Genomic DNA, 24,343 nt, shown 5'->3' with positions numbered 1-24,343 from the left:
GGAGGAAAGAAATGAAAAAATTAGTGGCGATCATTGTAGTGATTGCGATGGCTGCGGCTGCTTTTACAGCCTGCGCCGAAACGACGGCTCCTGAAAGCTCCGCGGATACGTCTGTGGGGCAGGCAACGCAGGAAGCGACAGAGACGGACCCCGAAGAAAGTGAAGCGGCGCCCGCCGAGGGCGGCGTAACGGAGCGCCTGAATGCAATGGCGGCGGAGTATGGATGGCAGCAGCCCTTCTGGTATGAGGAGCCCAGTGAAAATACGCTTAAAATGGCGGAATCGGCTCTTGACGGATCGGTTCTCAATTTTGGACCGAATGGAGAGGAAGCGGTTCTGGGAAGCGATTTCGCTGCGGCCGTGACAGAGGATCAGAAAAATCAGATCGAAGCCCTCGACGGAATGACGGCGGCGCTGTGCATGCGGTGGACGGGCAGCTTCTGGCCGAACCAGCAGGTTGCGGGCATTACCGACACGCTCGAATCCTATGGGATCGAGGTGATTGCAACGACGGATGCGAATTCGGACGACGTGACGCAGATCTCCAATATTGAAGCGGCGATCGCGATGGAACCGGATATTCTCTTTATCCATCCGACGAATGAAGCTACCCTCACGGATGTGTGCAAAAAGGCAGTGGACGCCGGAATCAAAATCGTGTTTATGGATCAGGCGGTAGACGGACTTGAAGCGGGCACGGACTACGTTACTACGGTTACGTGCGACAATCTTCTGAATGGTATGCGGCATGCCGACATCGTTGCGCAGTCGCTGGAAGGCAAAGCGGAAAAAAATGTCGGGATATTATACTACGCGCCGCAGTTTACCGCCACAAATGACCGGTATGAAGGGTTTGTAACGAGGATGGCGGCAAAATATCCGGACGTCAACATCGTGGCCATCGCGCCGTTCGAGGACGCGCTGGATACGGAAGCGTCCGCGGCTGCGCTGCTCACGGCGCATCCGGAGATCAACGCGATCTATACGGAGTGGGACGAGCCGGCAATCGGCATTATCTCAGCGGCACGCGCGGCAGGGCTTTCATCGGAGGATCTGGCAATCGGTACGGACCTCATGAGCGACGAGGTCGTGCTGGACCTGGCGCAGGGCGGATATGTAAAGGGGATCAGCACGCAGGATCCTTACCAGCAGGGAGTCGCCGAAGCGACGGCGGGCGTGCTTGCCCTGATCGGCGCGGACGTACCGGTATTTATCGAAGTCGTACCGACCATCGTTACGCGCGACAATCTTGCGGATACTTATGAAGCGGTATGCGGCGAACCCTTGTTTGCGGAGGCTGCCGAAGCGCTGAAGCAGTAAACTGAAAATATGTAAAAAATCCGAATGGGACAAGGCGGAACAGGACCTTTCCGGTTCCGCCTTACAGCCCATTTTACAGGGTGGCAAAGATGAATGAAAACGTTTTGGAAATGCACAATATCGAAAAACAATTCAACGGCGTTCCTGTCCTGAAAAAAATGAATTTTTCCCTGAAAAAGGGTGAAGTCCACGCCCTGCTCGGAGGCAACGGCGCCGGAAAATCTACGCTGATGAAGATATTGAACGGCGTGTATACAAAGGACGCGGGGCAAATACGGATCGATGGGCAGGAGGCCGACCTGCACAGTGTGGAGGATGCGCACAAAAAGGGCATCGCGATGATCTACCAGGAGTTCAGCCTGCTGCCCGCCATGAGCGTCGCGGAAAATATTTACATTACGCGCGAGTGGAAAAAGGGCGGATTGATCGATGATAGAAAAAACATGAAGAAAGCTGAGGAACTGCTGAAATGGCTGGAAATTGACAATATCGATCCCCGGGTTGCGGTCGAGTCGCTGGACGTCGGCTATTGGCAGATGGTCGAAATCGCAAAGGCGCTGTCTCAGGATGCAAAAATATTGGTTATGGACGAACCTACGTCTTCTTTGTCGAAGACGGAAACGAAGGCGCTGTTTAAGGTGATCCGCCAGCTCAAGGAAAAGGGGATCTCCATCATATATATTTCACACAGGATGGCTGAGGTTTTTGAAATTTGCGACAGGGTGACGATCCTGCGCGACGGAATCAACGTTGCAACGGTCGAAAGCAGAGATACTACAATGGAAGAAATCATCGATAAGATGCTCGATGCAGCGGCCAAAACCTCCTTTGAGCGTGTGGAAAGGAATTTTGAACAGTCCGGCGATCCCGTGCTGCGCGTAAGGGATTTTGCGTATGGCAATAAGCTCGCGGACGTCTCGTTTGACCTATACCCGGGAGAAATACTGGGACTTGCCGGATTGATGGGGAGCGGAAGGACGGAGCTTGTCGAATCCATCTTCGGCATAAGAAGAAATTGGACGGGAGAAGTTGTTGTGCGGGGAGAGCCTGTCAAAAGCAAAAAAGACGCGATGAATAAAGGAATCGCACTCGTTCCCGAAGACCGCAGGCAGGAAGGGCTGATTCTGCAGCACAGCATCAAAAGCAATTTTATGCTTCCAAGCGTCCGGCAGATGAGAAAAGGTTTTTTGATCGACGATAAAAAAGGGGCGGATATTTCCCGGGAATATATTGAGAAGCTGTCGATCAAGGCGGATAGCATCAAGCAGATGGCCATGCTGCTTTCCGGCGGCAACCAGCAGAAAATTGTCCTGGGCAAATGGCTTGCGCGCGGCCCCAGGGTTTTGATTCTCGACGAGCCGACCATTGGCGTCGACGTCGCGGCCAAAGCCGAAATCCTGCGTATCATAAGGCAGCTTGCCGACGAGGGTGTTGCGGTACTGATGATCTCGTCGGAATTGAGTGAGCTGGTGGCGGCATGCGACCGGATTCTGGTCCTGTACAACCGGACGGTCAATAAAGAACTGTCCGGGCGAGAAATTGAATCGGAGGAGGTGCTTCATCATGCAATCCAAGGTCTCTAGCAGAAGAAGCTTTGAATGGAGAAATTACATCGTATACTTTGTTTTCATCGGCGTTTTCCTGTTCTTTCTGTTTTCAATCGGTGATTCTGGTTTCCTAAAACCAAGCAACCTGTTGAGCATAGTCAGGACGACTACGATGACAACGCTGATCGCGGTCGCAATGACGTTTACCATTGCGGCAGGCGAATTCGACCTCTCGGTCGGAGCGACGGCGGCGTTTGGCGCAATCTTTGCGGCCCTTGCGATCCAAGCGACCGGGAACGCGTTCATTGGCATTTTAGCGGGTCTCGCGGGAGGAGCGCTTGTGGGCGCGGCCAACGGGGCGCTCGTCGCCGGGCTTGGCATTCCGTCGTTTATCGTAACGGTCGGTATGCAGATGGTAGTTCGTGGGGCGGATATGTGGCTTACCAATACCAAGCCGGTCATCATTGGCGATGCAGCGTTCAACAATATTTTCGGACAGGCGAGCATCGGCCCCGTGCCGGTGCTGGTGATCTGGACGGCGGCAGCGCTGCTGATTGGGCACGTCGTGCTCAAGAAAACGTCTTACGGGCGCGAGGTGCTCGCGACCGGGGCTAATAGAGTGGCGGCGGAGTTCTCCGGCATTTCCACAAAAAAGGTTAAATTTATGGTCATGCTGGTTATTGGGATCGTGGCCGCCATTTCCGGTATGCTGTCTGCAGGCCTGATGCAAACGGCACGCAGCACGATCGGGGAGGGCGGCATTGAGCTAAACGCAATCGCCGCGGCGATCCTCGGCGGCGCCGCGCTGTCCGGCGGAAAGGGCTCGATCATAGGAACGGTAGTCGCGTCGCTTTTGATCGGCGTGATTAATAACGGAATCGTGATTATGGGACTTAATATCGCACAGCAATATATGGTGACGGGCGCGATCATCATTTTGGCGATCGCCTTTGGAGAAAAACGCAAAAAAGTTTGACTGCAATTAATTTAAATAAAATAAAAAGGAGAAGAAAACATGAAACAAGATATTTTGGACTTTCAGGGCAACAAGGTAACTCATTCCCGCAAGACCTGCAACGGAGTTCGCCTGCATTATTACACGGCAGGGCAGGGACCGGCGCTGATCCTGCTTCACGGCGTTCCCAAAACCTCTTATTACTGGCGGAAACTCATACCTATCCTAACGGAGAAATACACGGTCGTATGCCCGGATCTCCGCGGCCTTGGGGATTCAAACCGTCCGAAAGACGGGTATGACATGATGACGATGGCGGACGACATCGTATCGCTGGCCGACCAGCTCGGGATCGATAAGTTTTATCTGACGGGAGAAGATTGGGGCGCGGCGTGCGGATACTGCATCGCAAAAAAGTATCCTGACCGCGTAATGAAATTTGCCTATATCGAGATGCTCCTGCCCGGTTTCGGACTGGAAGAATGGTCTCATCTGACGCCGGAAAATGTGGAAGGTAACCGTTGGCTGTGGCACATCAATTTTTATAATGTGCCGGCATTTCCAGAGGCGCTGATTACGGGACGCGAACGGATCTATTTTGATCAGTTCTTAAAGAATGAGGCGCTGGACTGTAATATTCCAGATGATGCGATGGATGAATATATCCGATGCTATTCAAAGCCAGACAGCATCCGGAGTATGTGCGAAATTTACAGAGCTACATTCCAAGATGCGGAGTGGAATCTCGAAGCGGCCAAAGAAAAGCTAAAAATGCCGGTGTTGGCACTGGGAGGCAGAGAATTCATTTTCGAAGAAGTGGAACGTGAAATGAAACTGGTTGCAGAAGATGTCACCAGTGTTGTCCTCGACTATGGCCACCAGATGGCAGAGGAATGCCCAGAGCTTCTGGCATCGGAATTAGATCAATTTTTTGGAGAATAAAAGTTAGATAGGGCATCAAATTTGAAGCGCCACAAAAAGCAGACAATATTTTGAAGGGAAATTTGTTCATGCCCAAAAAACAGACACAAAGTTAAAAGCGGTTAAATCTTTATAGCTTCAAATTACGCCGGACTGAGCTAACCTAAAGCAGAATGTATGGGAATGTATGGTAGTAAAGTTCAATGTATTTGAAGATATCCATGCGGGCTTGTTCGGGATTGTCATACTTGACATCCTGAACAAGCCCTCTTTTTAGGATGCGGTAGAAAGATTCCATAATAGCATTGTCATAAGGGTTACCTTTTCGGCTCATGCTTTGCCGGAAGCCGCAGCGAATACACATAGACTGAAATCTGCGTACTGTAAATTGGCAACCTCTATCTGTATGAATAATCAATCCCTCTGGCGGATGTTTTCGGCAGATTGCTTGGGTAAGCACTGGTAAAACCAACGTATCCCGAACCATGGTGTCCATGATCCATCCAGTCACCTTACGGGAATAGATGTCAATAAAAACAACAAGATACAACCAGCCATGCTTTAATAGTTAATCTCTCTATAGTTTTTTGTACAATATATATGCTAAATCCACTACCCACTTGTAACTTTTTAGAATAGGCAGTATAATAAAATCTATACGGGAATTTTATATTATCTTTTCATAAAAGTAACAGATATTATTTGCAAAATAAAAATATACTTGAATATTTTCATAACTTAAAGAATATCGGCTAAAAACATAAAAAATAAAAAAATTATCAATATATTGCCGAATCCGTGGTATAATAAAAGCAGTGAATGAGGTACTGCTATGAAATTCTTATCGGTTGCGGAAACAGCTAAAAAATGGGATATATCTGAGAGAAGCGTGCGGAATTATTGTGCGAACGGAAGAATACCGGGGGCGTTCCGAAAAGGAAAGACGTGGAATATCCCGGAAAACGCCGTGAAACCCAAACGCGCCAACAAGAAAAAAGAAACGATGCAGGTACTTCTGGATATTTTGCGTGCGGAAAAAGATTCCGGTATGAGAGGGGGTATCTATCATAAGATACAGATCGACCTGACATATAATTCAAACCATATGGAAGGCAGCAGACTCACCCACGACCAGACGCGGTATATTTTTGAAACGAACACTATTGGCGTCGCAGAGGATGGGATGAATGTAGACGATATTATCGAGACGGTAAATCATTTCCGCTGTATCGATATGGTGATTGAAGACGCGGGAAAAATGCTCAGCGAAAGATGGATTAAAGAACTTCATCAGACCTTAAAGAATGGAACGAGCGACTCGCGGAAAAGCTGGTTTGCAGTTGGGAAATATAAACGGCTGCCGAATGAAGTCGGAGGAAAAGCAACGACGCTGCCGGAAGATGTAGAAACAGAGATGAATTCCCTGCTCAAAAAATATAGGGCAATCGAATCGCCGACGCTGCATGATATAATAAACTTCCATGTACGCTTTGAATTGATCCATCCGTTTCAGGACGGAAACGGGCGTGTGGGGCGGCTTATCCTGTTCAAAGAGTGTTTGAAGCATAATATCGTTCCCTTTATCATCGATGATAAATTAAAAATGTTTTACTATCGGGGATTGGCCGAATGGCATCATACAGAGGGATATTTGACCGATACCTGTCTTGCGGCGCAGGATACATTCAAACAGTATCTCGATTATTTCCGCATTGGCATTGGCTATATGGGTTGAAAGGCGATTGCACAGCCAGATGATTTCTAAAGGACAAAAGCGGGAGGAAAATCATGAACTCAATCAGCAAAAGGATCACTTTGCCCTGCGATTGCAAATGCTGTACGTTTGTGATCGAGAAGACGGTGTGGGAAGAAGGAGACATCGGTTATAATATTTCGATTCAGGATTCCAGATATGATCACAATTATAATACCGTGTGGGAACGAATAAAACGAGCGGTAAAAATTTTATTCGGCAAGCCGATTTATTACAATGACGTTTATTTGGACGGCGAGGAAACTTTCCGAAATCTGGTAAAGGATATGGGCGAATTGGCGAAATCGAATCCGGAGGAATCGAAGCAATGAACGGAGTGATCTATGCGCGGTATTCCTCGGACAACCAGCGCGAGGAATCCATTGAAGGACAGATTCGCGAATGTATGGAGTTTGCAGAAAAACAGGATATCAATATTCTTGGAACATATATTGACCGGGCACTTTCGGCTAAAACGGATAACCGGCCGGATTTCCAGCGAATGATAAAGGACAGCACAAAGGGGCTGTTTGATGTGGCGATCGTATGGCGGCTCGACCGCTTCGCGCGCAACCGCTACGACTCCGCCCATTATAAGATGATCCTGCGGAAAAACGGCGTGAAAGTCGTTTCAGCACGGGAGAGTATCGCAGAGGACTCGACAGGTATCCTGTTGGAATCGGTTTTAGAGGGATATGCAGAATTCTTTTCGGCAGAGCTTTCCGAAAAGGTCAGGCGCGGCATGAAAGAAAATGCGCTGAAATGCAAATCTAACGGGTGCAGTATACCGATGGGATATGTGGTCGACAGCGAACGGCATTTTCAGATCGATCCAGTTGCTGCCCCCATTGTGCAGGAAGTTTTCAACCAATATGCGGAAGGTGCAACAATGAAAGAGATCGCGGACGGGCTGAACGCTAAGGGGATCCGTTCTTCAAGAGGCGGACCGATTTCTTTGAATATCATTTCCCACATGCTGAAAAACAGGCGGTATCTTGGCGAATACCGCTATGGGGATATCGTAACGCCGGGCGGGATGCCTGTGATCATTTCAGAAGAATTGTTTGAACGTGCGCAGGAGCGGATGAAGCAGAACAAGAAGGCTCCGGCAAGACACAAGGCGGAGGACGATTATCTGCTGACGACAAAGCTGTATTGCGGAAAGTGCGGAGCCTTTATGGTGGGGGAAAGCGGTACGAGCCATACGGCGAAGATCTATCGCTACTACAAATGCACGAATACCAAGCAAAGAAAGACCTGTGATAAAAAAGCTGTGCAAAAGGACTGGATCGAGAACTTTGTAGTCAGCCGCATTATGCAGGAATTGATGCATGACGACGAACTGGAACGGCTGATCGACGCGCTGTTGAATCTGCAATCCAAGGAGAGCAGGGAGCTTCCTTTGCTGGAACGGCAGCTTGCGGAAACGGAAAATGGGATACGAAATTTGCTGGACGCGATCCAGCAGGGACTTTTGACAGAATCGACAAAGGAAAGGCTGCGGGAACTGGAGGAAACGAAAAGCAAACTGCAAACGAGTATCCTGCAGGAGAAGATACGGCATCCTTTATTGACGAGGGAGCAGATATCCTTTTTCATCTATCGTTTCCGGGACAGCGATATCACGAAACGGGAGCAGAGACAGAGGCTGATAGACAGCTTCGTCAACGCGATTTATTTATATGACGATAAGGTCGTCATCACATTAAATTATACGGAAGGTGCAAAGACCATTTCCCTTCGGGATATAGAGGGTTCGGATTTATTGAAAGAGGCTACACCAAAAGTCATTTTGTACGCGAAGCGTACGAAATGGCTTTTTTGTATGTTCGGGGGATTCGGGCCCCCGGGGGTTCAAGCAAGCGCGAGCCGAGGGCGACGCGCGCGCTATCCCTTCTGGCACACCACGTCGCGACAAGTTCCGCGATTTCAAAGCCCTCGCATATGCGAGGGCTTTTTCATGCTCCACTGCCGCTCCTTTCCCCACGCGACCCGCTACGCTGGGCTCGCGCGGGGCCCCTTTTTACCTGCATCTATTTTGTACGCGAAGGTACGAAATGGCTTTTTTGTATGTTCAGGGAATTCGGACCCCCGGGCGGGGGTTCAAGCAAGCGCGAGCCGTAGGCGACGCGCGCGCTATCCCTTCTGGCATACTGCGTCGGAGCCAACTCCGCATTTTTTCAGGACTATAAGTTTTAGAAATTTCCCAATATGCCGGAAGCAGCGCGGAGTCAGGGCTTCAGTAAATCATAAGCCGCTGTCACGACCTGCATAACACTTTTATATTTCCACGAATCAAACTTTACGGGAGCCTGCGGGGAAATGAAATTTATGAATCTTTGGGAACCGTCGCGGAACCTGATCGCAAGACCTACGAAGGTTACCAGGTTCTGCGATTTTGCGATGTTTTCCGCAATGGTACTTCCGATTATACCGCCGAGGAGAGCGCCTGTCGTCCGGGCGGTCCTTGGATCGGCCGGTGTATTGGAATTTACTTCCCTGCGAATATCCTCAATCTCCGATTTGTTATAAATCCGGAATGCGTACTCCGATGTGTTCAAAGGAGTCGCGTAAAACCGGCCGCTGCCTGCATCGACATATAATTTAGCGGCGCTATAGCTGGTGCTGAACATATTGGTATGTTTGAAATTATTTTGCTGGAAAATATACTGTTCATAATACAAGACATCACCCCAACCCAAAGCATTGCCGGAATTTATTTTGGTAATAATCTTAGAAATCCTTTTTTCTGATATAGCCATATCCACACCCCATAAATACATAGTTTCATTCTGTTGTTGCCAAAGGAAAATCGACGTTGGAAGCAGCGCCGCATACCGAACCGCATAAGAATCGGGCGGCACTGATTGTCATACATAAATTTATTATAAGGACCCAAATGCATCGGTGTCAATATCCCTGCGGCGATATGCACGGGCGCGCGCGAAGGCATGGAATAAAAAACGTGAACGGCGCGGCCTTTGCGCGAAAGGACGGCTGGTTTGGCTTTTCATGAAAAGAAGGCGGAAACATGTTATAATACATTAAAACACTTTATTCCGTGTCCGGGACGGCGCAAGCGCCGGTTTCGGTAGGGAAAAAAGGAAATCAGGCGGATGGAAAAAATATTCCAAATGTGGAAAATTTTTTCCAAAAGGCTGTTGACAAAATTTTTTCACTTTGATACAATTACGTCAAGGGAGAGAGATTGGCATGGATTATAACTTGATTACCCAAAGACAACAAGAAATCTATGACTTCATAGCAAACGCAAATGTAACGACAATCCAGGAAATCAGCGATGCGCTGAAATTTTCACCCTCCACAATCCGCAGGGATTTAAAGGTGCTTGAAAAGGAAAAGCGGATTCAGTCGTTTCACGGCGGGGTGTCGGTTCAGACGGGCTACGGCTCCTTTATCGAACGCACATCGAAAAACAGCGGGGATAAGAAAAAAATTGCCGAGGCTGCTGTGGAGATGGTCGAGGATAACGATTTTATTTATGTCGGCGGCGGATCGACCACCTTTGAATTTGCCGCCCTCCTGGGAAGAAGGTTTGACCTCAGCGGGGTAACGATCGTTTGCTCCGCGATGAATATTGCCAGGTGCTTTGTGGCAAATAAACAATTTAAAATATTGATACCGGGCGGCGAGCTGGAAGCGGAAGACGAAAGCATGGCGTCGAAAATGACGATCGATATGCTGAGCCGGTATAATTTTACAAAAGCGTTTGTAGGCTCGCAGGCGATCAACGCCAAAAACGGCTATTCGATCCCGCGGCTCAACCTCAGCGAGTTGAAGTCGATGATTGTGGAGAACAGCAAGGAATTGATCCTGCTGTGCGACCATACAAAAATTGGCAAGGTAAGTGCTTATAAAGTTTGCAGCATTGACCGGGTGCACACTCTTATCACCGATGCTTATGCGGAGAATGAAGAAGAACTCCAAAAAATTGCAGCCCATGGCGTAAACGTCATACAAATTTGAAATTTTAAAGTTTTAGGCGAATAGCTTCTTTAGTATACCTTTTTTTTACCAAAATGTGAAATAATTTAACCAGAATGAAAAATATTGGTCACGAAAACAACAGGAATCACAGGAAAGGAAAAAAAGATGAGCAGTCAATATGTTTTGGCACACGATTTTGGAACCAGCGGCGATAAAGCGTGCATTTTCGATACCGACGGTAATTTCCTGGCGGAGGCATATTATCCGATTAAAACATATTACCCCCAGCCGGATTGGGCCGAGCAGCGCCCGGAGGAATGGTGGCAGGCCGTAAAAGACGCGACGCATGAGGTCGTGGCAAATTCCGGGGTTGCGCCCAGGGACGTCAAAGCGATTTCCTTCAGTTCGCATGGAATGACGGCGATTCCAATCGATAAAGACGGGAACCTCCTGCTCCAGCAGGTTATGACGTGGATGGACGCCCGCAGCACGAAGGAAGCGGAATATATCCTTACGCAGATCGGGGCGCGCGAGCGCTATGAAAAGACGGGCAACAGCTTTGACGTTGCGCTGTACCCCTCTTCCAAGCTGCTGTGGATGAAGCGCAATATGCCGGAAATATATGAAAAGGCTGTTAAATTCCTGAACCCGAAGGAGTACCTTGCATACCGGATGACGGGAATTTACCAAAATACCGATTACGGCGACGCTGGAATGAGCGGGCTCTATAATATGAACACGCATAAGTGGGATGAAGAGCTGATGCGCATTTCCGGCGTGGAGGAAGAAAAGCTCCTGGTTCCCGCCGAAAACACAACGCCGGTCGGCAACCTTACAAAACAGGCTGCCGAAGAGATGGGCCTCACCACAGATACGCTGGTCGTCCTCGGCTCGTGGGATAATTACGCCTGCGCGCTTGGCGGCGGGGTACGCAAGAAAAACACCTTTGTGGCCTGCCTCGGAACCGCCGGCTGGGTGGGCGTGAACAATGACAAGCCCCTGATGGCCGACGGCTTTATGTCAAACGTGGTTTATGTGGGCAATGATACCTATTTTACAAGCGTGCATTCCCATTCCGCCTGCGCGGCCTATGAATGGGTGGTCCGGAACCTGTGCGCGGACCTCTCTGAAAAATATGGAAAACAGGTTCACGAAGCGGCGACAGAGCTTGCGGCACAGGCGGGCGCCGGGGCAAACGGGGTGTTTTTCCTGCCCTCCATGTTCAGCGGCAATACATTTTATTCCGACGCGAGCCTCGCGGGCAGCCTTGTCGGCCTGAAAATGCACCATACTAAGGCGGATATCCTCAGGGCGGCGATGGAAGGCCCGGCTTTTGACCTGATGATGGGCGTGGATTTCTATAAAATGATGGGCGTTATGACGGACGAAGCGCGCCTCATTGGCGGGGGAGCGAACAACAGGCTGTGGATGCAGATTCTGGCCGACATGTTCGGCGTGAAAATGATCCGCCCGAAAAACCTCCAGTACATCGGGGCGCTTGGGGCGGCGCTCATTGCGGGTGTGGGCGCGGGGCTGATTAAAAGCCTCGACGTGGTAAGCGACGTGGTGCAGCTGAGCGACAGCGCGGAGCCCAATGCCCGGGATATGGAAAAATACAGGCAGCTTCTACCGGTATTTAAGCGTTTCTACGAAAGCTTGATGCCTGCATATAAAGAACTCAGCCAATTCACATTTTAAGGGGGATAACGTGTATGTGGAATTTTACGACAGGAGCGGACGCCGCTCCAAACAACATCAGGAAGGCGAACAAAAAAACATTTAACGAGCTTGGAATACTGATCGTGCTGGCCGCGCTGTGTGTGTTTATCGGCCTGTTCAACCCGGTATTTTTCACCGCGACGAACGCGATCAACGTACTGCGGCAGATATCCGTCATGGGCATCATCGCCGTGGGGGAGGCGTTCGTCATTATCACGAGCGGCATCGACCTTTCCGTGGGCAGTTTCATCTCGCTCGGCGGCGTAAGCTGTGCGGCGCTCGTCGTTGCGGGCATCAACCCGTGGCTTGGGCTTGTCCTTGCGCTTGCGCTGGGCGCGGGCCTCGGCTTTGCATCCGGGCTGTGCGTGGTCAAGTTGAAGCTTAACCCGTTCATCACAACGCTGGCAATGCTTAACATCGTAAAGGGAATTTCCTACCTGATTTCCGGCGGCCTTCCGATTAATTTCGATAATCCCGTCGCTGTCCTGGGCGGAACGGTCGGACCGATTCCCGTTCCCGTTATCCTGATGTTCATTATCATCGTGGTCGGGCATATCGTCCTTACCAAAACGGAATTCGGCCGCAACATATTCGCCGTGGGCGGAAATGAAAAAGCCGCAAAGCTTTCGGGTATCCGGGTAGACCGTGTTAAATTCGCGGTATATGCCATTACCGGCGTACTCGCGGCCTTCGCCGGGATCATCACGGCGGGCAACCTGAATTCCGCGGATACGGCGGCCGGTTCGGGAATGGAACTAGACGTAATCGCCGCGGCGGTCATCGGCGGCTGCAGCCTTTCGGGCGGCCAGGGCTCCATTATCGGCGTGCTGATCGGCGCGGGCATCCTCGGCGTTATCCGCAACGGCTTCGTGCTGCTGATGGTTTCCAACTATTGGCAGATGATTACGATCGGCCTTGTTATCATCGCGGCCTGCGCATTCGATATGTTCCGCCGCAGCAAGCAGTAAGGAGGCGCGTATGGAAACTTCGGAACTGCTCCGTGTAGAACATATTTCCAAATCGTTCCCGGGCGTCAAAGTATTGAACGATATCAACATCGATTTCCGCAAAGGGGAAGTCCATGCGATACTTGGGGAAAACGGCGCCGGGAAATCGACGCTCATGAATATCCTCTTCGGCTATTACCGGGCGGAAGAGGGCAGCCTCATCTGGGAAGGACAAAAGGTAGAGCTGCCTTCCCCCATCGAGGCGCAGCACATCGGCATCTCCATGATTCACCAGGAGAATTCCCTGATCCCTTACCTCAGCGTAATGGATAACATTTATCTCGGGCATTACCCGAAAAGCGGGGCGTTTATCGACAAGCGCAAGCTGCGCGAGAACGCCGTCGCCCTGCTCCGGGAGCTCGAGGTGCCGGATATCGGGCCGGATACCCCGGTGGAAAAACTGAGCGTAGCCCAAAAACAGCTTGTGGAAATTGTGAAGGCGCTGTCTTTAAGGCCCAAGCTGCTGATGATGGACGAGCCGACCGCGGCCCTGACGGCCAAGGAAACGCATACGCTGATGAACATTATCGGCAAGCTGCGCAGGGAAGGGACCTCGATTGTCTATGTATCGCACCGGATGGAGGAAGTGTTCGAGGTCGCAGATAAAATCACCGTCCTGCGCGACGGGGTCATGATTAAAACGGTCGATAAAACGGCGATCAGCATCGACGAGGCCGTACGCCTGATGGTGGGGCGCGACCTTGAAAACCAGATGAGCAGCATGGAAAAGCGCGATCCGGCAAGCATCAGCAGCGAGGTGATCCTCGAGGTGCGCGGCCTGAGCCGAAAAAATAAGTTTGAGGACATCAGCTTTGCCGCCCGCAAGGGCGAAATCCTCGGCTTCGGCGGCCTTGTGGGCGCGGGACGGAGCGAGCTGATGGAATCCATATTCGGCTTTGACAAGATCGACAGCGGCGAGGTGCTGATTAAGGGCTCGCCCGTCCGTATCCGCAGCCCGTATGACGCGGCCCGGTACAAGCTGGCGCTGGTGCCCGAGGAGCGCAAGGTGAAGGGCCTGTTTCCGGACCTCAGCGTGGGCGACAACATCAATATTGCCAGTTACAAAAAACTGAAAAAGGGGAAGCTGATCGATAAAAAGCTTGAAACGGCAGCGGCCCAGAAATATGTGGAAAAGCTGAATATCAAAACGACAAACATCAAAAAAAGGATCGGCGACCTTTCGGGCGGCAACCAGCAGAAGGCGGTGCTTTCAAGGTGGCTGCAAACAGAGCCCGAAATCCTGATCCTCGACGAACCGACACACGGCATCGACGTGGGGGCCAAGGCTGAAATATACGGGATCATCCGCGACCTGGCGGACCAGGGGATTACCATCCTGCTGATTTCGTCAGAGCTCCCGGAATTGCTGATGCTCAGCGACCGGGTTGTCGTCATGAGCATGGGCAGGGTAAGCGGCATCGTGGAACCGCAGGATTATTCCGAGGAAAACATCATGATGCACGCGACCGGGCAAAAGAAATCCAATTTAAGCTGACGCTTAAAAAAATAATATCTATTTATAGGAGGAAAAAATGAAAAAGGTTATCAGTCTGATTGTAGTAGCGGTCCTGCTGGCAACAGTCGCGTTCGTCGGCTGCGCACAGCAGGCGCCCGCCGCCAGCGAAGAGCCTTCCCAGTCTGCGGAGGTTTCCCAGTCCGCTGCGCCGGAAGAATCCGCCGGGACGGAAGCATCCGCGGACGCCGGAGCCGCCGGCTCTTACGAGTGGAAGCAGGTCGGCGAGGTCGAAAACGTGAAAATTGTCGAGCAGGAGCCGGAAAAGCCGCTGCGCTTTGCCTTCCTCGGCTTCCAGAACAATCCGTTCTGGAACCTCGTGCAGGACGGCGTTGCAGAGGCGACGGAATACCTTGCCGGGCATAATGTGACGATCGACAACATCAACCTCGGTGAAAGCATCGACGCGACGGTTATCAACAACGGCCTTGAAGCGGCGGTTGCCCAGCAGTACGACGGCATCGTTACCACGCCCTTCGTAACCGGTGTGGAGAACTATATCGACGCGGCGGTTGACGCGGGCATCCCGGTTGTGACCCTTTATGGGGAAAGCGAAAAGCCGAGCAAGCGGTTCGTGTTTATCGGCCAGGACAACAAGGAAGCAGGCCAGACGGTTGCGGAAGCGATGGACAAGGCCCTCGGCGGAGAGCAGGGCGCGAAATTTGCGATCATCACGGCTTCCTTCACGATGGAAAACCTGGAAATCAAGCGGAACACCGTAAAAGATTACCTTGAGTCCAAAGGCTATGTCAGCGTAGGCGATTTTGAAGCGAACGACAGTGCGGACCAGACCTATACGCTTACCAAAGACATCCTGACGGCAAACCCGGATGTGAAAGCGATCTACTGCGTGGCAGGAGGCCCTTACGGCGCGCCGAAGGCAATCGCCGACATGGGCAAAACGGGCGAAGTGTTCGTGATTGGCCATGACGAAACTGCGGAAAATCTTGACTATGTGCGCACAGGGGAAATGACGGTCATCGGCCAGAACCCCACAGGCGTATCGTTTGACGGGTTTATGTATCTGTACAACAAGGTAGTGGCGGACCAAGACCCGGAAGAAGCGGTGCTTGCTTCCCATTCCATGATTATCGATAAGGACAATGTAAACGAGTTATTCCCAGAATAATAAATTGCTGAAGTCTGGCCCACTGTAAGTAAGGGCATTCCGCGGGACGGCTTTCGTCCCGCGGAATGGAAGTGGGCAAACCGCCGGACAGGGCGGAACCAAATTTGTATACGACGGGCTTTGCCTGTGAAATAAATTTAAACGAATCAGTCAGGAGGAATTTTATCATGAATGCAAAAGAAGCGGCGCACCTGATCGACATCAGCGCGGTGAGGACGCACCATACGATGGCGGATATTGAAGAAATCGTGGGCTACGCAAAGGAATTTAAGTTCATCAACGTGCATGTGCTTCCGAACTGGATGAAGCAGCTTTCGGAAATGCTGAAGGACGTGGACGGGGTGTACGCGGGCGGCCCGGTGGGTTTTCCGTCGGGGGCGCATAAAACACAGACGAAAATCCTCGAGGCGGCGGGGCTGATCGAGGACGGCATCGAGGAAATGGACATCGTGATGAACGTAGGGCGTTTTAAGAATCGGGAATACGATTACGTCCTGAACGAACTCAAGCAGATCATCGCGCTGGCGCGGAACGCGGGACGGCCGATCCTCACAAAGGTGCTGATCGAGCTGAATTGTTTAACGGAAGAGGAAGCGGACAAGGCGTGCGGGATCGTTGTGGAAAGCGGAGCGGACTTCCTCAAGACAGGCACGGGCTGGGTGCCGGGAGACGCGAACATCGAACGAATCCGCAGGATCAAGAAGAAGCTGGCGGGGACGGGAGTGAAGGTGAAGGCGGCGGGCGGCATCCGCACGCGCGCGGAATTCGACGAGCTGCTGGCGATGGGAGTGGAGCGTTTCGGCATCAACACACAGTCCGCAATCGAGATTGTAAAATCGTTTGGATAAAGGAGAAGCGGAGATGACAGCAAAAGAATTAGGCGGGATCATGGGGGGACGCATCCTCGAAAGTTATTATGATTATGCGCACGTATCCAACCTGGTGTATGAGGCGCTCGATCTCGGTTTCGAGTGCATCCAGGTATTTCCCAATATGCTTCCCAAGGTACGGGAAGTCCTGAATGGGCGCAGTCTTGAAATCTGCGCGGTGATTTCCTATCCCCACGGGATTTTCCTGCCCGAGCAGAAAGCGTTTGAAATCGGGGACGCCATCGAAGCGGGGGCAACGCAGGTTGAATTCGTGGTCCACAATATCAATGTGCGCTCCGGAAACTGGGAGCTTGTGCGCGACGAGTTCAGGACGTGCCGGAAGGCCGCGGGCGGCCATGTTTTAAAGGCGATCCTCGAATGCGAGTGGCTGACGGATGAGATGATTGAAACAGTGTGCGGACTTGCGGCCGAAGAAGGCATAGACCGCGTGTGTACGTCGATTGGTGTATATACACGCCCCGATGAAAACAAGAACGATATGCTGATCGGCGTGGAGCCGGAGGACGTCCGGAAGGTGAAAGCGGCAGTGCGGGGAAAGGTTAAAGTGGTTGCGCAGGGTAATATCGACAGCGTTTCCAAGTGCAGGGAGCTGCTTGAAGCGGGCGCGGATTACATCAGTTCGGAATATGCGGCGGATATTCTGCGGAACTGGGAATAAACGGGAGGAAATTATGTACGACAGAGATTTTGTTAAACGGGCGATTACTTCGCCGTTTATTTCATACCTATCGGAAGATATTGTAAGGCAGGAGCTGGTGGACGGCTATAAAAACAGCGTGCGCTCGGCGATTATTGCCCCCGGGCAGTGCGACCTCATCAATGAGGTGAAGGTGGAATACGGGAACGGGTATTCAAGGACGGGAATGGTCGTCGGATACCCTTATGGCGGAATGTCCACGAACATGAAGGTGTACCTGACCAAATACGCGAGGGAAAAACACCTCGACGAAATTGACGTGGGGTTCAACGTAACGGCGGCCGCCTCAAAGGATTTTGACAAGGTGCGGGAAGAAATGAAGCTGATTGTCGAGGCCGCGGGCGGCGAGGTCAAGGTGATTCCCATGCTGTGGATGGTCAAGTTTCCCTTTGAAATCGTGGACGAGCTGTGCAGGATATATGTCGACCTCGGCATTACCTCCGTAAAAACAAGCGCGGGCATCCATTTTGGACGGATGCAGGTAGAGCATATCGAATGGCTGTACCACAATTGGGGAGACAAGCTGGAAATCGAGGTCGCCGGGAAAGTGCGTTCGCGGGAGATCGCGGAAAAGATGGTGGAAGAAGGCGCGCAGTTCTTCCATATGGGAAGCTGGCGGCGGCTCAGCGGAATCGGGCAGGATATCCAGTTCGATTTTGAAACCAAGGAAACCAAATACGGGGAATACCAGGAAGCGGAATAAACGGGACCTTGCCCCAAAGGGAGGATAAGGACAATGAAGGTAAACCATACGCATCATATTGCCGTCAACACGATGGAAATTGAGCAGGCTGTAGAATTTTACCGGGATATTTTGGGCTTCAAAGAGGTGTCGCGGGCGGATATGGGGCCGTGTACGCTTGTCTATATGAAGATTTCCGGCGATACGTATATGGAATTATTCGACCTGCGCGGCGGCACGGAGGATGGAAAAAATGCGGAAAACCGCCGCGGCCTGCGCCATATTGCCTTTGATGTGGACGACGTGCGCGCGTGGGACGCGTTCCTCAGGGAAAAGGGAGTGCCCTTCGTGCAGGAAATCTCGGAAATGCCGGAAATCGGCAAGCGCGCCCTCCTGGTTTCCGATCCGGACGGCGTGGTTGTGGAACTCTGCGAATCCCTTTGAGGGGGAAACGCCGGAACCCGAAAGGACGGGAAAAACGAAATGAAATTCGGAACTCACTATTTAATTGGAATCAACTCATTCTCATACGATCCCTATAAGGCCGTAGACCGCGCGGCACGGCTGGGCTTTGACGCGCTGGAAATCCCTTTCGGGGACCTCATGGAGGAAACCGGCGGGGAAGAAAAGGGCCTCAGGATTGCCGATTACGCGAACAAAAAAGGAATCAAGCTGGCTTTTTGCGGGGGATTCCCGGAAGAATGCGATATGCTCAGTGACGATGCAGCCATCCGCGAAAATGGTATTCGGTATATGCACAAACTCCTCCTGCTGATGCAAAAAATGGACGCGGACCTGCTCGTGGGGTGCCACTATACAAAGTGGCCGGTACGCAGGACGCAGGCGCTTTCGCTGGCCTATAAAGAAGAACTGATGGAACGGACAGCGGAAGCGTACCGGCTTGCGGCGCAGCCGGCGGAGGAATGCGGCGTAACCTGCGCCATTGAGACGCTGAACCGGTTTGAAGCGTTCCTGCTCAACACAAGCGAGGAAACGTCGGACTTTGTGGACAGGGTAGGGAATCCGAATGTGAAGGTCCATTTCGATACCTTCCATATGAATATTGAGGAAGACAGCATCCCGGGGGCAGTCAAAACAGCCGGGCCGCGGCTTGCCGCGCTGCACGTTGCGGAACGGAACAGGCGTTTCCCGGGTATGGGGGATTTCTGCTGGGACGAATTCTTTTCCGCCCTGAAGCAGATTGGCTTCGACGGCTATATGGACCTTGAGGTGTTTATGCTGCCCGAAGGGGATATGAGTGCAATTATAGGCGTATGGCGGGATATTTCCAGGGGCGTCCGCGGAGAGGAATTTGAAAAGCTGGAAGCAGGAGCCCTGGAATTCCTGAAGGACAAAGCGGCGCAGTATGGCCTGATTTGAGGAAGGAGCCGGCATGGAGAACCAATTGGCAATTGTGACAGGAACGGGCAGCGGGATTGGAAAAGCCGTTGCGGAAAAATTTTTGCGGCTCGGCTGCACCGCCGTCCTTGCCGACCGGGACGCGGACGGGCTGCGGAAAACGGCAGAAGAGCTTAGCGCATGGAAGGGCCGCTTTTCCTGCCTTGAAACCGATGTGACGGACGCCGGAAGCATCGGCGCGCTGGCCGCGCTGGCCCGGCGCGAAAAGGCGGATTCGTATGTGCTCGCGAACTGTGCGGGCGTTTTCCGCGGCGGCTTGCTGCACGAAGCGGCGGAGGAGGATTACGACCTGCTGTTCGATGTGAATGTGAAGGGAACCTGCCTGATGATGAAGGCGGTGATTCCCCTGATGCTGGAGGCGGGCGGCGGAAGCATTGTGAATGTCGCCTCGGTTTCCGGAATCCGGGGGGATTATAACGCCCCGCTCTATTGTGCCAGCAAGGGCGCGGTAATAAGCCTTACACGGGCGGCGGCGCTCGATTATATGGAAAAGGGGATACGGATCAACTGCGTGTCGCCCTCCGCGACAGCCACGCCGATGTTCCTGTCAGGTACGGGGGACGAAGTGATGCGGGCCTTCAAGGACGCGCTTCCGGATCATAAAATCGGCCTGCCCGGGCAGGTCGCGGACGCGGTTGCGTTCCTGGCCTCGCCGGAAGCCGCCCACATCTGCGGGCATAACCTCCCAGTGGACGGCGGCCTTACCGCATGGAACGGGCAGCCGAGGCAGGATAAGGACGCTGAATAAACAGCTTAAAAGAAAAATGGTTTGCGCGAAAGCGATACCGGGAAACGCCGTTTAGACGGCGTTTCTTTTTTGTGCCGCGGCACCGGGCGTCTCCGATAAGACGCCGTCCTCCAAAAGCAGAATCCTGTCGCACATTCCGGCGGCCTCGCCGAGGTCCGACGTAAGGATTACAATGCTCTTTCCCTCGCGCAGCAGGTTGTTGAACATGTTATAGATTTGCACCCGGCCGATGTTGTCCACCCCGCGGGTGGGTTCGTCCAATATAAAAATGTTCGCGCCTGCCACTATGCCGCGCGACAGCACCATCTTTTGCTGGTTTCCCGCGCTCAGGAGCTCGGGCGGCTGGTTGATGTCGAAGTAATTGATGTCAAGCCTGCTTGCAAGGCAGTAAGACGTTTCGGTGTATTTCCGCGAAGAGATAGGGGAAAGCGCAAATTTGCGGGAATTATAGCAGGGAAAAATCAGGTTTTCCGCCAGGGAAAGATGCCGGATAATACCGAATTCCCTGTCGTCCAGGATTAACCGCAGACCGTTTTCATAGGCGTCGTGGACGGAAGAAATCCGGACCGGCTTCCTGTTGACGTACAGGTCGCCGCCGCTTTTGGGAAGATGCCCGGAAATCAGCCGGGCAAGGGTGGTTTTCCCGACGCCCGCGCCCCCTACAATGCCGAGGATTTCTCCCTCGCGCAGGCAAAAGGAAACGTCTTTTAAAAGGTCCCGGTAAGACAGGTGTTCGCAACGGAAAACCTCTTCCCCCAGCTTTACCGGAAGCTTGGGATAGGCGCGCGGCGGATCGCTGAACGGAATCGAAGCGAGGTCGATCCTGCGAAGCGCCTCGCCCGAAGCGGTAAATATGATTTTCCCGTCCTGGATCAACAGCAGGGAATCCGCGGGTTCGGGAACCTTTGCACAGGAGGAAAGGTACAGGATCGACATCCCGTCGTCCTTAATTTGCTCCAGCACCCGGAAAATCTGGCTCAGCTCCTCCGGATTGAGCGCGGAAAACGCGTCGTCGATAATCATAATTTTTGCGTCCTGCGTGAGCGCGCACAAAAACGCAAGGATTTGCTTTTCCGCCAGCCCGAGCGTATCCACTGCGGCGCACGGGTCAAGCCAGCCGAATCCATATTTTGCAAGGAAAGACCGGGCGGATTCAACCACCGCTTTTTTGCTGTTCCAGTTATGTTTTATTTTCGCCGGGGAAATCCCCCGTTTTCCAAACAGAAATATATTTTCCGCAATGGTAAGGTCTTCGCACAGCCTGGCGATTTCGCCAAGGGAAACAATTCCAAGGCTGCGGGCGCTGTGCGGGGACGAAATATTCGCGGGCCCGCCGTCGATCAAAACCGCGCCGCTGTCGTACGGCTCGAGGCCGCACAGGATTTTGGCAAGCGTCGTTTTAAAGGAACTGTTTTGCCCGACAATGCTGAGCATCTCGCCGGAATGAATGCAAAAAGAAACATCCGACAGCAAACGGAGGCTGTCGTAAGCTTTGCTTAAATGAGATACCTCAAGCGTAATATGGCTATGCATAATATTCCTCGCAATCAGTCGGCTTGAATATCGTCCAAACGGTATGAATGATATACCGGAATGTTGTGATTGTAGAAATAGTCGGAAAATTCCTCGGGAATGGCCTCGGCCGTAATAATTTTTGTCGCCATGTCGGGCGCGCCGATCCGGGCAAAGGAATTCCTGGAAAACTTGGAGCTTTCGGCACAGACAATGACCTCGCCCGTTTTCGCGCACACACTCTGGTAGGTAAGGCAAAGGTTGCTGTTGTCAACGGAATAGCCGGTGTTGAGCGAAATCCCGTCCACGGCAATAAATACCTTGTCGAAATACATATTATCGAGGAATCCCGTGTAAAAAGCATCCATAACACCGTAATAGCCATTGTATACGCCGAAAGTCCCGCTTGCGATAATCACGTTGAATTCCGGATTTTTTTTGAGGTGGATGGCGGCCGAAATATTGTTGGTTACGATCGTCAGGTTTTTCTTTTCCGTCAGGATTTTAGAAATTTGTGTGCAAATAGAGCCCGTCCCGAGAAAAATAAATTCATTATCCTGGATAAAGTGGGAAGCAATCGTGGCAATCTGCGATTCCTCCGGATTGCACATATCTTCTATGGCGTCCGGCGCCTGGCCCTGCTGCTGGAAAGAATCATTTAGAATCGCCCCACCATGCGTACGGGTCAGGATGCCTTCAGATTCCAGCAATTCCAAATCCTTTCGGATCGTTACGGTCGAAATGTTGAATAATTTACTTAATCTCGATACATCAACGCTTTTGTAATCCATCAGCATTTGACAGATTTTTTTTCTCCGCTCGCTGGCAAACATAGCAACTCCATTTGAAGCATAAGTTCTTTAAATCAAATTATATACTGATCCGCCTTTTTAATCAAGCAATTTGATAAATGCGGCGCGGGAAAAGAGGCGGCGCGCCGGGTAAAAGGAAGAAATACGGGGCGCGGTACCGGGCTTTTGATTTGTGGCCTTTGATGTTACGATTAGTTTCGTTTTCGGGACCTGAATCAAATAAAACTGTAAAAAGAAATTTACGGGGGAATTTTTAAACGTGCCAGCGCATCCCGACAAAAGAAGCAAAAAATCGCTGACGGAAGGCGATTGCGGAAAAAGCAAAAAAAATTCAAATTTGTGTTGACAAACGAAACATAGATAATTATAATCAAAACATAAACAAAACTAAACGAAACAATACAAAATATCAAACGTGTTTTCCAAAACGAATTGAAACAGAATATATCCGATGTTAAAAGCCGGAAACGGTCATGCTTCCTTTATGCATTCTAATTTTGTCCGCGGAAGCGGGCAAATAAAAAATATCCGATGGAGGAAAGAAAAATGAAAAAAATGTTGGCTCTTTTTCTCGCCCTGCTGATGACATGCTGCGTATTTGCAGGCTGTGCGGCGGGCGGCGGAAGCGCGGAACCGTCCGGCGAAGCTTCCGCTGAAAGCACGGAAAGCAGCTCCGCGGCGGCAAGCACGGAGGCGGCCGGGGAGACGGAAACAAAAGACACATTCAAGGTGGGTTTTTCAGCAATCACGCTGAACGGCGATTTCTTTACGACAATGGCGTCCGAATTGCAGCAGGCCTGCTATGACGAGGGCCTGGTCGCATCCCCGGAAGACGTGCTTGTGCTCAATGCAAACAGCAACACGGCGGATGAAATCGCAAACATGGATACGTTTATCGCCCAGGGCTACGACATGATCTTTGTGGACAGCACCAACCCCGACGACATTGTTCCCCTGATTAACCAGGCGAACGCGGCGGGCGCGCAGGTTATCTGCATCGACTCCTATGTGAACGGCGGGGATAAAGTTACGGTCGTTTATTCGGACAATAAGCAGAACGGCAGGAAGGTCGGCCTCGCGTTTGCGGAGGAAATGGGCGACCAGGAAATTTATTCCATCATGCTGTCCGGCGTTAAAGGCAACGTTGCGGGTGAAGAACGCCGGGTCGGTATCATGTGCGGCGTGCTCGAAGCGCGGCTTGGGATCACCGAGGACGAAGCGTGGGACCTCGCTTACAAAATGAACGACGAGCTGATTTCAAACAGCTATACCGAAAATACGGACGCGAAATTCGTCATCGCCGGACAGGGCTGGGGCAACTGGAATATCCAGGACATCATGGCGGATGCGAACGACCTGATCGTAAAGACGTACGGCAAACTGAATACGATTTTCGCTGAGAACGACCAGATGCTCTTTGGCGGCATGCAGGCGGCCGAAGACGCGGGCCTCAAGGAAGGCATTTATTATGCGGCGGCAGCCGACGGCGAAAAGAAAACCTGCGATTACATCAAGGAAGGCAAGGTTGTAGCCGTTGGCGAGAATTCCCCGGTGCAGATTGCAAAGCTCGCGGCGCAGGTGGCAAGAGAAGTGCTCGTGGACGGAAACGACCCGACGGGCTACCCGGATACGGTTACCACGGACGCGGTTGCGGTCACGAAGGAAAACGTGGATGAAGAATACGAAAACTGCTTCTGATTTGCGGTAGGCAGGAAGGGGCCGGATGACCGGCCGTTGTGGCCGGGTCCGCCCCTGCGGGCGGGCCCGGCGCA

The 24,343-nt window shown here is 51.9% G+C and carries 23 protein-coding genes; 19 read left to right on the top strand and 4 right to left on the bottom strand.

What is annotated here, in order from left to right:
- Nucleotides 1-11 precede the first annotated feature (11 nt).
- The 4 genes from BBD38_RS03865 (at nt 12) to BBD38_RS03850 (ending at nt 4,763) form a co-directional block, all read left to right on the top strand.
- The gene (locus BBD38_RS03865) at nt 12-1,319 is read left to right on the top strand and encodes a substrate-binding domain-containing protein (RefSeq protein ID WP_066684793.1); all 1,308 of its coding nucleotides are present in this window, start codon (nt 12-14) and stop codon (nt 1,317-1,319) included.
- A gap of 89 nt (nt 1,320-1,408) precedes the next feature.
- Entirely contained in the window at nt 1,409-2,902 is a 1,494-nt protein-coding gene (locus tag BBD38_RS03860) for a sugar ABC transporter ATP-binding protein (RefSeq protein WP_066684791.1), read from the top strand.
- Nucleotides 2,903-3,014: 112 nt separating this feature from the next.
- The gene (locus BBD38_RS03855; RefSeq protein ID WP_207644630.1) at nt 3,015-3,842 is read left to right on the top strand and encodes an ABC transporter permease; all 828 of its coding nucleotides are present in this window, start codon (nt 3,015-3,017) and stop codon (nt 3,840-3,842) included.
- A 39-nt stretch (nt 3,843-3,881) separates the two neighbouring features.
- Nucleotides 3,882-4,763: an alpha/beta fold hydrolase gene (locus tag BBD38_RS03850; protein ID WP_066520119.1), complete on the top strand. Its 882-nt coding sequence runs from the start codon at nt 3,882-3,884 to the stop codon at nt 4,761-4,763.
- 142 nt (nt 4,764-4,905) lie between these two features.
- On the opposite strand, the gene BBD38_RS03845 is transcribed toward BBD38_RS03850, so the two are convergent.
- A complete protein-coding gene (locus BBD38_RS03845) occupies nt 4,906-5,292 on the bottom strand; it encodes a DDE-type integrase/transposase/recombinase (protein WP_082771046.1) in 387 nt (128 codons plus the stop codon).
- A 282-nt stretch (nt 5,293-5,574) separates the two neighbouring features.
- Between BBD38_RS03845 and BBD38_RS03840 the strand changes: the two genes are divergently transcribed.
- Genes BBD38_RS03840 through BBD38_RS03830 form a run of 3 tightly spaced genes read left to right on the top strand, consistent with a single transcriptional unit; the run spans nt 5,575 to nt 8,770 of the window.
- Entirely contained in the window at nt 5,575-6,477 is a 903-nt protein-coding gene (locus BBD38_RS03840; RefSeq protein WP_066520122.1) for a Fic family protein, read from the top strand.
- Between the two features lie 53 nt (nt 6,478-6,530).
- On the top strand, nt 6,531-6,827 hold the full coding sequence (locus tag BBD38_RS03835; protein ID WP_066520125.1) for a hypothetical protein: 297 nt from the start codon (nt 6,531-6,533) through the stop codon (nt 6,825-6,827).
- The gene (locus tag BBD38_RS03830) at nt 6,824-8,770 is read left to right on the top strand and encodes a recombinase family protein (protein ID WP_066684789.1); all 1,947 of its coding nucleotides are present in this window, start codon (nt 6,824-6,826) and stop codon (nt 8,768-8,770) included. The genes BBD38_RS03835 and BBD38_RS03830 overlap by 4 nt, the downstream gene beginning before the upstream one ends.
- Here BBD38_RS03830 and BBD38_RS03825 read toward each other — a convergent pair.
- The gene (locus BBD38_RS03825; protein ID WP_147568070.1) at nt 8,727-9,179 is read right to left on the bottom strand and encodes a hypothetical protein; all 453 of its coding nucleotides are present in this window, start codon (nt 9,177-9,179) and stop codon (nt 8,727-8,729) included. The genes BBD38_RS03830 and BBD38_RS03825 overlap by 44 nt on opposite strands.
- A gap of 529 nt (nt 9,180-9,708) precedes the next feature.
- On the opposite strand from BBD38_RS03825, the gene BBD38_RS03815 reads away from it, so the two are divergent.
- From BBD38_RS03815 to BBD38_RS03765, 11 genes are all read left to right on the top strand, one after another.
- On the top strand, nt 9,709-10,482 hold the full coding sequence (locus tag BBD38_RS03815; RefSeq protein WP_066684784.1) for a DeoR/GlpR family DNA-binding transcription regulator: 774 nt from the start codon (nt 9,709-9,711) through the stop codon (nt 10,480-10,482).
- Nucleotides 10,483-10,608: 126 nt separating this feature from the next.
- Nucleotides 10,609-12,141, top strand: coding sequence for a xylulokinase (locus tag BBD38_RS03810; RefSeq protein WP_066684782.1), 1,533 nt, complete (start codon nt 10,609-10,611; stop codon nt 12,139-12,141).
- A 14-nt stretch (nt 12,142-12,155) separates the two neighbouring features.
- Nucleotides 12,156-13,130, top strand: coding sequence for an ABC transporter permease (locus tag BBD38_RS03805; RefSeq protein WP_066684772.1), 975 nt, complete (start codon nt 12,156-12,158; stop codon nt 13,128-13,130).
- A gap of 10 nt (nt 13,131-13,140) precedes the next feature.
- Nucleotides 13,141-14,664 (top strand): sugar ABC transporter ATP-binding protein, encoded by a 1,524-nt coding sequence (locus tag BBD38_RS03800; RefSeq protein ID WP_066684770.1) that lies wholly within the window; start codon nt 13,141-13,143, stop codon nt 14,662-14,664.
- A 37-nt stretch (nt 14,665-14,701) separates the two neighbouring features.
- Nucleotides 14,702-15,811: a sugar ABC transporter substrate-binding protein gene (locus BBD38_RS03795; protein WP_066684768.1), complete on the top strand. Its 1,110-nt coding sequence runs from the start codon at nt 14,702-14,704 to the stop codon at nt 15,809-15,811.
- A gap of 167 nt (nt 15,812-15,978) precedes the next feature.
- Nucleotides 15,979-16,659 carry a deoxyribose-phosphate aldolase gene (gene deoC / locus BBD38_RS03790; protein ID WP_172807752.1) on the top strand — a complete coding sequence of 227 codons (681 nt, stop codon included), beginning with the start codon at nt 15,979-15,981 and terminating at the stop codon, nt 16,657-16,659.
- Between the two features lie 13 nt (nt 16,660-16,672).
- Nucleotides 16,673-17,359: a deoxyribose-phosphate aldolase gene (gene deoC, locus BBD38_RS03785; RefSeq protein ID WP_066684766.1), complete on the top strand. Its 687-nt coding sequence runs from the start codon at nt 16,673-16,675 to the stop codon at nt 17,357-17,359.
- 13 nt (nt 17,360-17,372) lie between these two features.
- Nucleotides 17,373-18,101, top strand: coding sequence for a hypothetical protein (locus tag BBD38_RS03780; protein ID WP_066684764.1), 729 nt, complete (start codon nt 17,373-17,375; stop codon nt 18,099-18,101).
- 33 nt (nt 18,102-18,134) lie between these two features.
- Nucleotides 18,135-18,524, top strand: a complete 390-nt coding sequence (locus BBD38_RS03775) for a VOC family protein (protein ID WP_066684761.1) — start codon at nt 18,135-18,137, stop codon at nt 18,522-18,524.
- Between the two features lie 39 nt (nt 18,525-18,563).
- Complete coding sequence (locus tag BBD38_RS03770; protein ID WP_066684759.1) at nt 18,564-19,460, top strand: sugar phosphate isomerase/epimerase family protein; 897 nt, start codon at nt 18,564-18,566, stop codon at nt 19,458-19,460.
- Between the two features lie 13 nt (nt 19,461-19,473).
- The gene (locus BBD38_RS03765) at nt 19,474-20,247 is read left to right on the top strand and encodes an SDR family NAD(P)-dependent oxidoreductase (RefSeq protein WP_066684757.1); all 774 of its coding nucleotides are present in this window, start codon (nt 19,474-19,476) and stop codon (nt 20,245-20,247) included.
- Between the two features lie 51 nt (nt 20,248-20,298).
- Here the strand turns inward: BBD38_RS03765 and BBD38_RS03760 are convergent, their stop codons facing one another.
- Both BBD38_RS03760 and BBD38_RS03755 read right to left on the bottom strand, forming a co-directional pair.
- Nucleotides 20,299-21,780, bottom strand: coding sequence for an ATP-binding cassette domain-containing protein (locus BBD38_RS03760; RefSeq protein ID WP_066684755.1), 1,482 nt, complete (start codon nt 21,778-21,780; stop codon nt 20,299-20,301).
- Between the two features lie 14 nt (nt 21,781-21,794).
- Complete coding sequence (locus BBD38_RS03755; RefSeq protein ID WP_066684751.1) at nt 21,795-22,592, bottom strand: DeoR/GlpR family DNA-binding transcription regulator; 798 nt, start codon at nt 22,590-22,592, stop codon at nt 21,795-21,797.
- Between the two features lie 525 nt (nt 22,593-23,117).
- On the opposite strand from BBD38_RS03755, the gene BBD38_RS03745 reads away from it, so the two are divergent.
- Nucleotides 23,118-24,269: a substrate-binding domain-containing protein gene (locus BBD38_RS03745; RefSeq protein ID WP_172807751.1), complete on the top strand. Its 1,152-nt coding sequence runs from the start codon at nt 23,118-23,120 to the stop codon at nt 24,267-24,269.
- Nucleotides 24,270-24,343 lie beyond the last annotated feature (74 nt).

Source organism: Christensenella intestinihominis, assembly GCF_001678845.1.
Classification (GTDB): Bacteria; Bacillota; Clostridia; order Christensenellales; family Christensenellaceae; genus Christensenella; species Christensenella intestinihominis.
Note: the sequence above shows the minus strand (reverse complement) of the source record. Positions and strands in the feature narration are given on the sequence as shown.